The sequence below is a fragment of the Neobacillus ginsengisoli genome, from assembly GCF_030813055.1.
This window is the reverse complement of sequence record NZ_JAUSTW010000003.1, coordinates 1-14,901: the sequence shown is the minus strand read 5'-3', so window position 1 is coordinate 14,901 and position 14,901 is coordinate 1. Positions and strand designations below refer to the sequence as shown.

The following is a 14,901-nucleotide window of genomic DNA, read 5'->3' as shown; positions in this document are numbered from 1 at the left end:
ATTTAATTGATATCAATCTCGATGAGGAGGTTATTGTAATGTCACAAAAGGTACATCCGTATATACCTAATATGGTCCCTGAAGTTCAAGCGGAAATGTTAAAGGTGATCGGAGTAGAATCAACCATGGAGTTATATTCATGTATCCCTGATGATCTGAAACTTCAAGCAGTGATGAAGCTGCCGTCAGCATTAACAGAATACGAGCTTAGACGGCATATTGAAGGGATACTTAACAAGAATACGAGTACGAAGGAATGTGTAAATTTCCTCGGAGCTGGCAGCTGGCAGCATTTCGTCCCAGCTGTATGTGATGAAATTAATCAGCGATCTGAATTTTTGACAGCTTATGCTGGTGAACCTTATGAGGATCATGGCCGATTCCAGGCACTTTTTGAGTATCAAAGTTTAGTAGCTGAATTGGTAGATATGGATGTTGTGAATGTTCCAACATTTGATTGGGGGCAGGCGGCAGCTACTTCAGTTAGAATGGCTTCTCGTATCACAGGGAGGAAAAAAATCTTATTAGCAAAAACTGTCGCACCTGAAAGAAGCAAAATAATCATCAACTACGGAACGCCGAAATTGGAGTTTGAATTTGTCAATTTTGATGTGAAATCAGGGGAATTAGACATTGAGGACTTAAAAACTAAATTAACTGCTGATGTAGCTGCACTTTATTTTGAAAATCCATCCTATCTTGGTTTTATTGAAGCACAAGGAACACAAATTTCAAAGCTATTAAAGGCAAGCGGGGCCTTAATGGTGGTTGGGGTAGACCCAATTTCTCTTGGCATTCTTGCACCGCCTAGCCATTATGGGGCTGACATTGTTTGCGGAGACCTGCAGCCACTTGGCATGCATATGAATTTTAGCGGAGGGCAGGCAGGCTTTATTGCAACACATAATGATGTGAAATTCGTCAATGAATATCCATCCCGTTTATTTGGTATCGTCCCTACGGTGAAAGAAGGCGAATATGGCTTTGGGGACGTGGCATATGAAAGAACATCCTTTGCACTTCGTGAAAAAGGAAAAGAATCCGTTGGTACACAGACTGCTTTATGGGGAATTACAGCAGGCGTATATTTAGCATTACTTGGCCCCCATGGTATGGAGGAAGTAGGGCAATCGATTATGCAAAATAGTCAATATGCTGTTCAACAGTTAAATGAAATTACCGGTATAACCGGATCTCGATTGAGCTCGCCATTTTTTAAAGAATTTATCGTTGATTTTAATCAAACAGGTTATTCTGTTGAACAGATTAATCAAAGGCTGTTAGATAAAAAGATTTTTGGCGGAAAGGACCTTTCAACTGAGTTCCCAGAGTTTGGTCAATCGGCATTATTTTGTGTAACAGAAGTTCATACGAAAGAGGATATTGACCAACTTGTTCAATCCTTAAAGGATATTTTAGCAAAATAATCATTAGAAGAGGGGAGTTGTCAATTATGCAAAGGATTCAACGTAAAAGCAAAACCCGAGATTTTCACCAGGCAAAATGGAATGAGCCCATCATTTTTGAACTTCATCAACCTGGAGAAACAGGAGTGGAGCTGCCACCCGTTCATGAACAAATCGCATTGACTGTAGGTGATGGGAAATCAAAGATTCCGCACACAATGCAGAGAAAAAATAAGCCGGAACTTCCGGAAATTGGCCAAGCACGTGTATTAAGACATTATCTTAGGCTTTCTCAAGAAACACTTGGATCTGATTTTAATGTTGAAATCGGGCAAGGAACATGTACGATGAAGTACATTCCAAAAATAAATGAAATGTTAATACGCGATCCCAAAATAATGGAGCTTCATCCATTACAAAATGAGGATACTGTTCAGGGGATGCTTGAGATTTTCTACAAGCTGGATTTATGCATGAGAGAAATTTCCGGTATGGATTATTTCTCCTTCCAACCGAGCAGCGGTACACAGGCACTGTTTACAATGGCTTCAATCGTGCAGAAATATCATGAACAAAGAGGCGAAGGGGACCATAGGGATGAAATTATCACCACCATTTTCTCTCACCCATCCCAAGCAGCAACGGCAGCCGTGAAGGGCTATAAAATTATTACCTTGCATCCAGATGAAAATGGCTTTCCCGATATTGAGAAATTAAAAGCAGCGGTATCAGAGAGAACAGCAGGTTTTGTTGTGGCAAACCCAGAAGATACAGGTATTTTTAATCCGAAAATTAAAGAGTTTACCGATATCGTGCATCAAGCCGGAGGAATTTGCTTTTACGATCAGGCGAACGCAAACGGCCTACTAGGAATTACAAGAGCAAAAGAAGCAGGATTTGATATGTGTTTCTTTAATCTTCATAAAACCTTTGCTGCCCCACATATGTGCGGCGGTCCAGCAACAGGTGCACTTGGTGTAACAGCAGAATTAAAAGAATTCTTGCCTGTACCAATTGTCCAATTTAGAGATGAAAACTATTCATTGGAGTACGATTTAAAGCATTCGATTGGTAAAGTTCGGGCTTTCCATGGTGTAGCTCAAACGGTAGTTCGTGCTTATGCTTGGATTCGGGCGCTTGGGGCTGAAGGTCTTAAGGAAGTAGCGAAAATTGCTGTATTAAATAATAATTATTTGTATCATAAAATGTTAAAAATTCGAGGTGCTGATGCACCATATGTCAAGGGACATCGTCTTGAGCAGGTTCGTTACAGCTGGGAACAACTAACGAAGGAAACGGGGGTAACAACAGAGGATGTTCAGTTAAGAATGACTGATTTTGGATTGCATTACTGGACTAGTCACCATCCGTATATCGTAAAGCAGCCGTTTACCCTCGAGCCAACAGAGTCTTATTCGAAGCAGGATTTAGATGAATACATTCATGCATTAGAGCAAATCTCAAATGAAGCATATGAAAATCCAGCTACCGTCAAAAATGCCCCGAATAATAGTACAATACACAAAATAGACGAGCAAGATTATTTGGAAAATCCGGAGAAGTGGTGTATCACCTGGCGGACTTATTTAAAAAAGACTAAAGCATGCGATCTAGTTAAATAAAACGAACAGAGAAGGCCGAAATGACATTTCTTTATGAAAATAGGGGGCTAAACAATGAAAAAGTACATGTCGATTATGCTTGTCATGATTCTCCTATTGCTATCTGCTTGCTCGAAAAATACAACTGCCAATGACCAAATATCAGGGGATAAAAAACATCCAACAGGGACAATAACTGTTTGGGGATGGGATGTTGCGGCGGCAACCATGAAAGCCGCTGTAGATAGATTTCAGAAAAAATATCCGGATGTAAAAGTGAAAGTGGAGGATTTCAATAGCTCAGACCTTTATGATAAGTTGACTGTGGGATTAGCCGCAAGAGGTTCAGGATTACCGGATGTCGTGTTAATGGAGGATGAACGAATTCCTGGATATGTCCACCAGTTTCCAGAGGGATTTTTAAAACTAAACAAGCTTGGTTATGGAAAGTACAAAGATTCCTTTAATCAAGCTAAGGTTGCAGCCGTTCAAAATAAGGCTGGGGATTTCATTGCTGCCCCGTGGGATATTGGACCTGCAGGGGTATTTTACCGAGTTGATTATTTTAAAAAAGCAAATGTTGATCCCAATTCCATCAAAACATGGGATGACTATATTGCGGCAGGTAAGAAGATTAAAGATGCTACCGGTGCGAAGTTATTACCAATTGATATACCAAACTATGATGGTGTATTTCAAATGATGATGCAGCAGCAAGGACTCTCCTATTTCGATAAGGACGGGAAAATTACACTACAATCCAAGGAAGCCATCCGTGCAATGAATGTCATTAAAAAGCTTCACGACGAGGATTTAGTCTTAAACAATAAAGGGTGGGATGGCATTGTAACTGCTACTGTAAACGGAAGTGTTGCTACAGTCCCTTATGGAGTTTGGTATGCTGGTTCCATCATGGACCAGGCACCAAATTTAAAAGGTAAATGGGATGTTTTTTATTTACCGAGTTTTGAAAGTGGTGGTAGCAGATATGCCAATGTGGGGGGATCGTCCTTATTGATTCCTTCAACAAGCACAAATCAATCTGCTGCCTATGCCTTTGTAGAATTTTTTACAACGGACAAAAAATCCCAACTTTTAGGATTCGAAAAATATGGACTATTTCCATCTTTGAAGGAAACATATAGTGCTCCGCAATTTAGTCAAAACAATGAGTACTTCAACAATAGTCCGATTTTCAAAAAATTTGCTGATATTGTCGATCAAGTTCCAAAAATAAAATTAAATGAAAATTATGCAAAAGCCAGCAGTCTTACTAGTAATGCTCAAGCATCTATTTTACTTGAGAATAAATCGGTTGAATCTGCATTAAAAGATGCCCAAAAACAATTAGAAAATGAAATAAAATAAGTCTAGTAATAGAGATAGAGCAGGAGGTCCAACTCCTCTCTGCTCTATCATTTAATTCCTTGTAGTTGGGGGGCGTTTCAATGGATCAAACAGAAAAAGTAGTAAGCACTGCTCCAAACCTTCGGGCCAAAACAAGCAAAAATTTATTAACTCCTAAAACGGCTCCATATGCTTTTATCGGACCGGCATTTCTTCTGATTTTGATTTTTACCGTTTATCCAGTTATCTCTTCATTCATCTTAAGCTTTCATGAAGTACGTGGTGTAGAGAAATCATTTGTAGGATTGGCAAATTATGTTCGACTTTTTCATGATCCTATTTTCTATAAATCCCTTGTTAACACATTTCAGATTTTGATTGTCCAGGTCCCAATCATGATTTTTCTTTCATTACTCATTTCAGTGGGACTTCATTCATCAATGGTAAAAGGGAAAGCTTTTTTTCGAATCTCTTACTTTATGCCTGCCATTACAGCGCTTGTTGCTGCGTCGATCGTTTTTATGATTCTATTGGATGAGCATTTCGGATTAGTTAACTATGTTTTATCCTTTGTCGGAGTTGAATCCATTCCTTGGTTGACTTCACCGTTTTGGGCGAAGGTCTCTGTGATCCTTGTTATGACATGGAGATGGACTGGATATAATATGGTAATTTTTTTGGCAGGATTGCAAAATATCCCATCTGAATTATATGAAGCAGCAAGTATGGACGGAGCGGGCAGAGTAAAACAATTTTTTATGATTACCATTCCGCAATTAAAACCCGTGTTTATTTTTACTGTCGTAATGTCGACCATCGGTACACTTCAACTATTTGACGAACCGTTTATTTTGACACATGGTGGACCAAATAGTGCTACGATAACGATTACGCTTTATCTATATGAAACAGGTTTTAAATTTTTTGACTTTGGATATGCATCTGCCATTGCTTATGTTCTTGTTATTATTACGGCAATCGTTTCCTGGATTCAGATGAAACTGGTAGGTGATTTTGAAGAATGATAACTTCTAAGAAAATATCGTCTAAAATATGGATTTATAGTTTGTTGATCGTAGGTGTCATCTTATCAATTGGACCGTTTTATTGGATGCTCATCGGTTCTACTCTACAATCAGGAGAGATTTTTCATATTCCACCTAAGCTTCTTCCTGGTGATTACTTAACAAAGAACTTTCGATCACTAAATGAGTCATTAGGTATCGCCAAAATATTTTGGAATTCATTATTTATTTCCCTTGTTTATACATTTATTAGTACGCTTATTAGTGCAATGGCTGGGTACGCTTTTGCAAAATATCAATTTAAAGGAAAGAACATGTTCTTTTTCATTATCTTGTGTTCCTTAATGATTCCTTCTCAAGTGACATTGATTCCTTTATTTGAAATCATGGTTTCTTTTAATTGGTTAAATACGTATCAAGCAATCATTTTACCAGGCCTGTCCTCTCCTTTTGCGATTTATTTAATGAGGCAAAATATGAAGGCGGTTCCAGACTCAATTATTGAAGCCTCTCGAGTAGATGGGGCTGGGGAAATAAGAATATTCTTTTCTGTCATTTTACCAGTAACAAGACCGGCATTAGCTGCCGTTTCTATTTTTCTATTTATGTCCCAATGGAATAGCTTAATTTGGCCGCTTATTACGCTAAATTCGAAAGAAATGTTTACACTTCCTGTTGCTTTATCTAGTTTATTAGGAATGGCCAGAATAGATTATGGACAGCTGATGTTAGGAACCACTTTATCAACGATCCCGATAATGATTTTTTTCCTATTACTGCAAAAACATTTTATCTCTGGGATTTTAGGTGGGTCCGTAAAAGAATAATGATGAAACTAGAGGTGACGTAAATGGCGAACAAAACATTTTCAAAAGAAGATATCGCTAATCAAAAAATAATGCATAAAAATAGATTAGAGCCCCGAACTCATTTTATTTCCTACATAAACGAAGATGAGGCATTACGGTGGAATCGAGAAGCTGCTTCAACCTTTCAATTGCTTAACGGGAAATGGAAATTTTATTATGCGCATCATTCTCTATTAGCTCCAAAGGACTTTTTTGAAGAAAGTTATGATACAAGCGAGTGGGATGATATACAAGTGCCTAGCGTTTGGCAGCTTCAAGGATATGGAAAGCCGCATTATACGGATTTATACTATCCTTTCCCAGTTAATCCACCCTATGTTCCAGAAAAGAACCCTACAGGGTGTTATCGGAGGGATTTTTATCTTCCGAAAGAGTGGGATGGAAGAAAAATACATCTTTGTTTTGAGGGAGTTGATAGTGCCTTTCATCTTTGGGTGAATGGGCAGGAAGCAGGGTTTAGCAAAGGAAGTCGTTTGACCGCAGAGTTTGATATTACTTCTTATGTGAAGCATGGAAAGAACGTAATCGCTGTACAAGTGTATCAATGGAGTGATGGATCGTACCTTGAAGATCAAGATATGTGGTGGTTAAGCGGGATCTTTCGCGATGTTTATCTTTTATCCTTGCCACAAGTGCACGTGAATGACTTTTATGTGAGGACGAATTTTGATCATCACTATGAGAATGCAGAATTAAACCTTCAGGCAAAGGTGAAAAATACAACAACAAATCATCAAAGCTTCAATTTGGAATACAAACTTTTAGAGCAACTCAATTGTGTGAGTGAGGGAGTATTTTCAAAGGCCGATAATATTGCTCCAGGCGAAATAAGACATGTTACCCTCCAAACTCATATAACAGCACCAAGAAAATGGTCTGCAGAAGACCCTAACTTATATACCCTTCTTCTTTTTTTGAAAGATAATATGGGAAATATTATGGAAGTCATTCCGTACAAAATTGGGTTTCGATCCATTGAAATAAAAGCTGGGAATCTAAAGGTAAATGGAAAAACGGTCATGTTTAAAGGGGTAAATCGCCATGATCACGACCCTGATACTGGAAGAGCGGTATCTTATGAAACAATGAAGCAAGATATATTGATGATGAAGCAATATAATATCAATGCGGTTCGAACTGCCCATTATCCGAATGACCCGCGTTTTTACGATCTGTGTGATCAATATGGCTTATATGTCATCGATGAAACAGACCTTGAATGCCATGGCTTTGAACTATTAGGGGATGCCAACCTTCTAAGTGATGACCCTACTTGGGAGGAAGCATATGTAGACCGAATGGTTAGAATGGTAGAACGTGATAAAAACCACCCTAGCATTATCATGTGGTCACTTGGAAATGAGTCCGGTTTTGGCTGCAACTTTGAAGCAATGTATAAATGGTGTAAGGAATTAGACGTGACTCGTGTTGTTCATTATGAAGGCGATCGCGAAACGAAAGCTGCTGATATTTTTAGCACCATGTATTCATCGGTGGAAAAAATAATCGGATTTGCTGAAGAAGAGGACTGGGAAAAGCCACATATCTTATGTGAGTTTGCCCATGCGATGGGGAACGGACCTGGTGGACTCAAGGAATATTGGGATGCTTTTTATCAATATAAACGTCTTCAGGGTGGATTTGTATGGGAATGGATTGACCATGGTTTGCGGCAGTTTACAGAAGATGGAGAGGAATATTTTGCCTACGGAGGCAATTTTGATGACCAACCTAATAACGGGAATTTCTGTATTGATGGACTGATTCGTCCTGACAGAATACCATCACCGGGCCTTTATCAGTACAAAAAAGTCATTGAGCCAGTTTTAGTCGACGTTCTTAACATTGAGACTGGTGAGTTTACCATCGAAAATCGTTATGACTTTTTATCAATGGAACATCTCACTCTTTCTTGGAATGTAACAGCTGTTGGAGATCTGGTTGACAATGGAGTCGTTTCTTTACCTAATATTTTAGCTACTGAAAAAGGCTATATTAGGATTCCTTATAAACTATCCTCTATGGAAGAATCTTATTTGAATTTATCCTTTACACTGAAGCAGGATACAGTATGGGCGAAATCAGGGCACGAAGTAGCATGGGCACAATTTAAGCTTCCTGTTCCTCAAAAGAGGTTAGTAGAAAAACAGTTGAATTTTCAAGCTCACGGCCCAATTACTGTTGAAAACAGAGATATTAATATTTTCGTAAAAGGACAAGACTTTGAAGTTAACTTTTCGAAGGTTCTTGGGACGATGACGAAATGGATTCATAAGGGTCAACAAGTGATGCTTGAGGGTCCGAAAATGAATTTTTGGCGTGCTGTGACGGATAATGAAATGTATACCGAAAAAGAGTGGAAGGAGGCATATCTTCATTTACTAGAACATGATACTAAAAAGGTCAAATTTGAACAGATTGATGAGTCGACTGTGAAAATACGAGTTGAAGCTTTAGTGTCACCGAGAGTCCTCGATTGGGGTGTAAATGCAAGCTATGAATATACCATACTTGGAAATGGTAATATTCACCTAGCACTCAAAGGGCAGCCATATGGGAAATTGCCAGCAACCTGGCCTAAGGTAGGTTTGAAAATGAAATTACCGATTGAATTAGAACAAGCCAGCTGGTATGGAAGAGGCCCTTGGGAAAGCTATCCAGATAGTAAGATTGCATGCAAAATGGGCCATTTTAGTATGAAGGTTGATGAACTGTTCTTCCCATATATCTATCCTCAGGAAAATGGCAATAGAAGTGATGTAAAATGGGTGAGCCTCCATAATAGAGTTAATTTTGGGTTAATGGCTGTAGCTAAAGAGAGCATGAATTTTAGTTCACATTATTACACCAATGAAGATATTGAGGAAGCCAAACATTTATATCAATTAAAGAAACGTGGATTTATCACATTAAATCTTGATTCTCAATTAATGGGTCTCGGTAGTAATAGCTGCGGCCCAGGCCCATTATCTGAATACCTATTAAAACCAAGTCCATTTAAATATGAAATCACATTTATTCCGTTTAATGGAAGTGCAGAAACTGCAAAGTATATCTTTAAGCAATAGTAACTAAAATGATGTTGTTGTATGTTTTTGGGGAAAAAGGAAGTTTGAGACTCAACACACAAAAAAGTGCTTTTAAAAAGCACTTTTTTTGTGAGAAAGAGGCGAAGCTATTCTAAATTCATAAAAGTACATAAACTGGATTGTGAACAATATTTAATTAATCCAAGCAATAGTCTCTTTTCTATGATTGGTTTAGGAGTTGAAACTCATGTTTATTTTATTGGTTTAAGTATAAACTTCGGATTTTTCATTTTTCTTTAAACATAAATCGAGGATCCAAGGCCATTTTCCGAATCCGGATTGTGTGTTGATATGGCCTGCGTGTGCTAATGAAATGGTTGGAATGTTGAGCTTATTATAGTGCATTGAATCCTCAATGCTGCAATAGGGATCATTGGTAGAATGGACAAATAACGTATCTTCTGCCACAATAGATAAATCTTTTACATTTAAGGGTACCGGAAAAAAGGATTTCGCTTCTGAGAGTACTTTTATTGGAGAAGGCGGTGCAACAAGAATAACTTGATTTGCAATTTGTTTGTTCTGAGCTGCGGCGAAATGAAGCCATAAAAGACATCCAAGACTATGGGTAATGACCGTTAAGGAATGATCTTTTGGGATTGTGTCAATGGCAGAAGATAATTCTTTTAACCATACATTTTTATCAGGTGAATCAAATTCTGAAAATACAGGGTAACAGACATTAAGCTTTTGTTCTCTTAATTCTTGACTCAACCAAGATTGCCAATGATCAGGTCCGCTTCCGCCCAGTCCGTGGATAATAAGAAAACTTTGGTGGTTCATAAAATCCCTCCGTTTAAGTTCACTATTCCGATAAAATAAGTTGGTATTATCGAAATTATATCTTCTTTCTTACAAAATGGCAAACAATGTTTAATAATAATTCATTTTTTGGAATATTTGACTAGGGTTTTGTAGTTCCATCATCTTAATTGAAAGTAGGGGTTAATTTGCCTGATTTTTCAGCGTTAGGTATCTCACAAGCATTAACAGATCAATTACATCAATATGGTGTGGTAACACCCACACCAATTCAAGAAAGAGCTATTCCGCATATAATGGAAGGGAAAGATATTATTGCCCAAGCTCAAACAGGAACGGGAAAGACGTTTGCCTTTATCCTCCCTATTCTTGAAAAAATCAATTCAGAAGCTTCACATGTTCAAGCCCTCATAGTTACTCCCACAAGAGAATTAGCGTTGCAAATAACCGAAGAGATTGAAAAATTAATTGTAAATTTGATAGGGATTGATGTCTTGGCTGTTTATGGCGGACAGGATGTTGATAAACAGTTAAGAAAATTAAAGAGAAATGTGCAAATAGTTGTCGGAACACCCGGGCGGCTTTTAGATCATATTAGAAGAGAAACTGTGCAATTATCAGATGTATCCTTTCTTGTTTTAGATGAAGCAGACCAAATGCTTCATATAGGATTTCTAAATGAGGTCGAAGATATTATCCGGGAAACCCCTGATAGCCGGCAAACTATGTTGTTTTCGGCAACAATTCCGCCGGAAATTCGAAAATTAGCTAAAAAGCAAATGCGTTCACCTGAATATATTCAAATAGAAAAAAAGCAAGGACCTGCAGATAATGTAAAGCAAATTGCCATTCATACGATTGATCGGGCTAAACAAGCAACACTTATGGAGCTTGTTGAAACACATCGTCCTTTTTTGGCCGTTGTTTTTTGCCGAACCAAGAGAAGAGTAAGCAAACTCTATGAGGTCCTCAAGTCTCATGGATTTTCATGTGATGAACTACATGGTGATTTATCACAAGCAAAAAGAGAGCGAGTAATGAAACGTTTTAGGGATGCTGAGATTCAAGTATTGATTGCAACGGATGTAGCGGCAAGAGGTCTTGATGTTGAAGGAGTTACACATGTATTTAACTATGATATCCCTGAGGATGCTGAAAGCTATATCCATCGAATTGGAAGAACAGGCAGAGCGGGAATGAAAGGATTAGCAATCACGTTCTATTCATCAGCAGATCGGCCAACGCTGGATATGATTGAAAAAGAACTTAATATTACGATTCAAAAACAATCGTTGGTAAGAAAAAATATACAGGATAATAATCAGAAACCGGAGAGAAAACAGTCAACCAAAGACTCGAAAACCAGGCAGGATAAACAGAAAAAATTAAACAGTAATCGGAACCAAAAACAATCGAAACCAATTAGTACAAAGCAAAACCCAAATTCGGACGGTCCTGAAAAATCTACGAAAGAATTTGGAGTCAAGTATAAGACGGTTAAGGGAAAGAGAACGGCAGACAGTCAACGGGCAGGTAGAGGTGAAAGATCAGGCAGTAAAACAGGATCCAGCAGGAAAAAACCGAGATAAATAGTATAGGGAGGAAGAAAATGAAACTAGTAGCCATTTTAAAAGATGAACAATTAACGCTTGGAGTGAAATCGGATGAAGGGATTATTGATATCGCTGCATCCTTATCTGTTAACTCAAAAGAGGGTATACCAACAGACATTATGTCTGTAATTCAGGGAGGGCAGCCGGCAGTTTCTGCGTTGGAGGAATACATCGCTGAAAATAATCAGCCGGTGGTTTTAAATGAAAAGGAGATTGAATGGGGCCCTTGTGTAACGGATCCGCAAAAAATTATTTGTGTCGGGTTAAATTATCGCAGGCACGCTGACGAAACAAACGCTTCTTATCCGGAAGTGCCGATCCTTTTTAATAAATTCAATAATACATTAACGTCCCATATGAGTGAAATTGCAGTACCGAAAGTAACCAAAAAGCTTGATTATGAAGTCGAGCTTGGTATTGTGATTGGGAAGAAAACTAAATATGCGAAAACAGAAGAAGCTCTAGAGCATGTTTTTGGCTATTGTACCGTGAATGATTTATCCGCAAGGGATTTACAGATGAGAACACATCAATGGCTCCTAGGAAAAAGCTGTGACGATTTTAGTCCAGTTGGCCCTTTTTTAGTGACAGCCGATGAAGTTGGTGACCCGCAAAACCTGCAATTAACTACAAAAGTAAATGGGGAAGTGCGCCAGAATTCCAATACCTCAGATATGATCTTTACGTGCGCCGAAATCGTAAGTTACATTTCGCAGCATTTGACATTAGAACCCGGTGATTTGATTTTGACCGGTACGCCTGAAGGTGTGGTCTTAGGCTATCCTGAAGAAAAGCAGGTTTACTTAAAGCCAGGTGATGTTGTTACGGTTGAGGTTGAAAAAATAGGTGCATTAACAAATAGATTCGTAGCAGAGAAATAATGGAGGAAAGCGTCGCTTCATTTAAAGAGCGGCGTTTTCTTTGTTCTTGAATTTTACATTTCAACTATAAATATAAAATGCTCAGATTTGCGCTAATAGTACTTTTAACTACAAAAAAAGAAAACCCTTGCTGTGCAAGGGTTTTCGGGTTATGGAGAATAGGGGGCTCGAACCCCTGACCTCTTGCATGCCATGCAAGCGCTCTCCCAGCTGAGCTAATCCCCCGTATAAGTGGTACAAATAAAATTATATCCGTAACAACGCATTCTTGCAAGAGGAAATTTTTAAAAGAGCCAATTAAATTTGGCTCTTAACTAATGCTTTCAACTTCTACTTTCTTTACTCCCTTAAAACTAGAAACATAGGAGTAAACATCGGTTGTTTTTTCCCGATAATCAACCGCTACCAAAATTTGCACAAGATGGTCACCATTGTCTAAATCTTTTATCCGAACTCTTCGAATAATATAGTTCCTTTCCATTAAAGAGGTTATTGCTATATCGATTTGACCCTTATCACGAATAAACAGTTGCAGCATAATTTCTTTTTCTCTTAATTGTTTTGGACCAATGAGCTTCATTAAGAAAGGGATAAATTCTACACTTATTATAAGTAATGCTACTCCGGCAAATGCCTCTAAGTAAAAGCCTGCGCCAACAGCGATACCAATCCCGGCAGCTCCCCAAATCATCGCTGCAGTTGTTAGACCTGAAATGCTGTCATTACCCCTTCTTAAAATAACTCCCGCTCCCAAAAATCCGATCCCGGAAACGATCTGTGCAGCAAGACGAAGTGGGTCCATTGTAATTTTTACTTTATCCGAATTGGGAAACATATAAGCTGATTCTATAGAAACAATCGTTAACAGGCAGCTTACAATACAAATAACTAGACTTGTTTTTAGACCGACGGGCTTTCTTTTTAATTCTCGTTCAAGACCAATGATCAGTCCAAAAACAGCCGATATACCAAGTTTTATTAATATTTCCATATTAATACTGTTCATGTGATTTCACGTCCATAATAATATTGTGTGGGCAAAAATTTTGATAAGTTAATAGAAAATAATGTTCAGTAACAGTTAAAAAATGAAAAAGCCACCTTTCGTTTGATATTCATTATAAAGGAGTTCGTCATAGAACCAAAATAAATTTTTATGTGGCTAAGTGTAGGAATAATATCTGTAACAGCTTCTGAAATTTATAAATCCTAGATCTGCTCCTTATTTGCTTTTAAACCGACTATTTTTTTCTGAAATTTTCATCCTTTTTTTCGAACAAAGAAGTAAATTTCAGAACTTAATGTCTGTGTGTTTGTAACAGCATGTTTATTATTCGGTCAAATTGTTAGTAAAAGATTATCATTATACATATACATTTATTGTTTATTTATGAGTTCTTTCACACTTTTGAATGATACATTTACAGCCGGACAGCCTTTGGATTTTATCAGGGCCGGTGAGTAGTAAGGAGAATTGTTCCTCTATTTTTTGATTTAATTATTGAGTGGATAAGATGTGGATATATATAAGAAGATTTTTTAACATTTTGTTGGTATATCATCTAACTAATAATATCCATAGCCTTTAATATACATTAACTTGTGGATAACAATGTGAATAATATCTCGGAATTTTAAAAAAACAACTTATATTTAGTTAATGTGAAAAATATATTTTAAAAAATCTTTATAAATTATATTGCAATCATTAATTTATCATGTTATATTAAATCTCGTCCTCACCGAGAGCGTCAATTAACGAAAAAGAAATTAAAAAAGTTATTGACACTGTGTAGAGAGATATGTTATATTGAAGAAGTCGCTTTTGAGCGATTGATAAAAAGTACAAGCCTTGGAAATGATATTTTGAGGTGAAGTAATCTTGTTCTTTGAAAACTAAACAAACAAAATCGTGCAAACAAACAATAACTATCAGTGAATCTTTCGTATGAAAGTGAAGCTGAGCCAACGTAACTTTTATGAGCTAATCAACTTTCTTGGAGAGTTTGATCCTGGCTCAGGACGAACGCTGGCGGCGTGCCTAATACATGCAAGTCGAGCGAATCTTTAGGAGCTTGCTCCTATTGGTTAGCGGCGGACGGGTGAGTAACACGTGGGCAACCTGCCTGTAAGACTGGGATAACTTCGGGAAACCGGAGCTAATACCGGATAATTCTTTCCTACTCATGTAGGAAAGCTGAAAGACGGTTTCGGCTGTCACTTACAGATGGGCCCGCGGCGCATTAGCTAGTTGGTGAGGTAACGGCTCACCAAGGCGACGATGCGTAGCCGACCTGAGAGGGTGATC

At 37.9% G+C, this 14,901-nt stretch carries 10 protein-coding genes, 1 tRNA gene and 1 rRNA gene; 9 read left to right on the top strand and 3 right to left on the bottom strand.

The genetic code is table 11. From position 1 onward, the window contains the following. The first annotated feature begins 38 nt into the window (after positions 1–38). The 6 genes from gcvPA to ebgA all read left to right on the top strand — a co-directional run bounded on the left by gcvPA (position 39) and on the right by ebgA (position 9,316). Entirely contained in the window at positions 39–1,427 is a 1,389-nt protein-coding gene (gene gcvPA / locus J2S10_RS09220) for an aminomethyl-transferring glycine dehydrogenase subunit GcvPA (protein WP_307406836.1), read from the top strand. A 26-nt stretch (positions 1,428–1,453) separates the two neighbouring features. Next, the gene (gene gcvPB / locus J2S10_RS09215) at positions 1,454–3,028 is read left to right on the top strand and encodes an aminomethyl-transferring glycine dehydrogenase subunit GcvPB (RefSeq protein WP_307406833.1); all 1,575 of its coding nucleotides are present in this window, start codon (positions 1,454–1,456) and stop codon (positions 3,026–3,028) included. A gap of 54 nt (positions 3,029–3,082) precedes the next feature. Then, positions 3,083–4,375, top strand: coding sequence for an ABC transporter substrate-binding protein (locus tag J2S10_RS09210; protein WP_307406832.1), 1,293 nt, complete (start codon positions 3,083–3,085; stop codon positions 4,373–4,375). Between the two features lie 80 nt (positions 4,376–4,455). Further along, positions 4,456–5,379, top strand: coding sequence for a carbohydrate ABC transporter permease (locus J2S10_RS09205; RefSeq protein ID WP_307406830.1), 924 nt, complete (start codon positions 4,456–4,458; stop codon positions 5,377–5,379). Next, entirely contained in the window at positions 5,376–6,206 is an 831-nt protein-coding gene (locus tag J2S10_RS09200; protein ID WP_307406828.1) for a carbohydrate ABC transporter permease, read from the top strand. Before J2S10_RS09205 ends, J2S10_RS09200 begins: the two co-directional genes overlap by 4 nt. Positions 6,207–6,229: 23 nt before the next feature. Continuing rightward, positions 6,230–9,316: a beta-galactosidase subunit alpha gene (gene ebgA / locus J2S10_RS09195; RefSeq protein WP_307406825.1), complete on the top strand. Its 3,087-nt coding sequence runs from the start codon at positions 6,230–6,232 to the stop codon at positions 9,314–9,316. A 225-nt stretch (positions 9,317–9,541) separates the two neighbouring features. Here the strand turns inward: ebgA and J2S10_RS09190 are convergent, their stop codons facing one another. Next, on the bottom strand, positions 9,542–10,120 hold the full coding sequence (locus tag J2S10_RS09190) for an RBBP9/YdeN family alpha/beta hydrolase (protein WP_307406823.1): 579 nt from the start codon (positions 10,118–10,120) through the stop codon (positions 9,542–9,544). A gap of 167 nt (positions 10,121–10,287) precedes the next feature. On the opposite strand from J2S10_RS09190, the gene J2S10_RS09185 reads away from it, so the two are divergent. Both J2S10_RS09185 and J2S10_RS09180 read left to right on the top strand, forming a co-directional pair. Then, entirely contained in the window at positions 10,288–11,688 is a 1,401-nt protein-coding gene (locus J2S10_RS09185; RefSeq protein WP_307406820.1) for a DEAD/DEAH box helicase, read from the top strand. A 20-nt stretch (positions 11,689–11,708) separates the two neighbouring features. Next, the gene (locus J2S10_RS09180) at positions 11,709–12,593 is read left to right on the top strand and encodes a fumarylacetoacetate hydrolase family protein (RefSeq protein ID WP_307406818.1); all 885 of its coding nucleotides are present in this window, start codon (positions 11,709–11,711) and stop codon (positions 12,591–12,593) included. A 152-nt stretch (positions 12,594–12,745) separates the two neighbouring features. On the opposite strand, the gene J2S10_RS09175 is transcribed toward J2S10_RS09180, so the two are convergent. Together J2S10_RS09175 and J2S10_RS09170 are read right to left on the bottom strand one after the other, a co-directional pair. Then, positions 12,746–12,818, bottom strand: a tRNA-Ala gene (locus J2S10_RS09175). An 85-nt stretch (positions 12,819–12,903) separates the two neighbouring features. Next, positions 12,904–13,599 carry an MgtC/SapB family protein gene (locus J2S10_RS09170; protein WP_307406816.1) on the bottom strand — a complete coding sequence of 232 codons (696 nt, stop codon included), beginning with the start codon at positions 13,597–13,599 and terminating at the stop codon, positions 12,904–12,906. 988 nt (positions 13,600–14,587) lie between these two features. Here J2S10_RS09170 and J2S10_RS09165 point away from each other — a divergent pair. Continuing rightward, a 16S ribosomal RNA gene (locus J2S10_RS09165) occupies positions 14,588–14,901 on the top strand; the annotation flags it as partial.

What these genes read in the sequence shown, in the direction of transcription:
- gcvPA (WP_307406836.1), top strand. Translation starts at nt 39, where the DNA reads ATGTCACAAAAGGTACATCCGTATATACCTAATATGGTCCCTGAAGTT.
- gcvPB (WP_307406833.1), top strand. Translation starts at nt 1,454, where the DNA reads ATGCAAAGGATTCAACGTAAAAGCAAAACCCGAGATTTTCACCAGGCA.
- J2S10_RS09210 (WP_307406832.1), top strand. Translation starts at nt 3,083, where the DNA reads ATGAAAAAGTACATGTCGATTATGCTTGTCATGATTCTCCTATTGCTA.
- J2S10_RS09205 (WP_307406830.1), top strand. Translation starts at nt 4,456, where the DNA reads ATGGATCAAACAGAAAAAGTAGTAAGCACTGCTCCAAACCTTCGGGCC.
- J2S10_RS09200 (WP_307406828.1), top strand. Translation starts at nt 5,376, where the DNA reads ATGATAACTTCTAAGAAAATATCGTCTAAAATATGGATTTATAGTTTG.
- ebgA (WP_307406825.1), top strand. Translation starts at nt 6,230, where the DNA reads ATGGCGAACAAAACATTTTCAAAAGAAGATATCGCTAATCAAAAAATA.
- J2S10_RS09190 (WP_307406823.1), bottom strand. Translation starts at nt 10,120, where the DNA reads ATGAACCACCAAAGTTTTCTTATTATCCACGGACTGGGCGGAAGCGGA.
- J2S10_RS09180 (WP_307406818.1), top strand. Translation starts at nt 11,709, where the DNA reads ATGAAACTAGTAGCCATTTTAAAAGATGAACAATTAACGCTTGGAGTG.
- J2S10_RS09170 (WP_307406816.1), bottom strand. Translation starts at nt 13,599, where the DNA reads ATGAACAGTATTAATATGGAAATATTAATAAAACTTGGTATATCGGCT.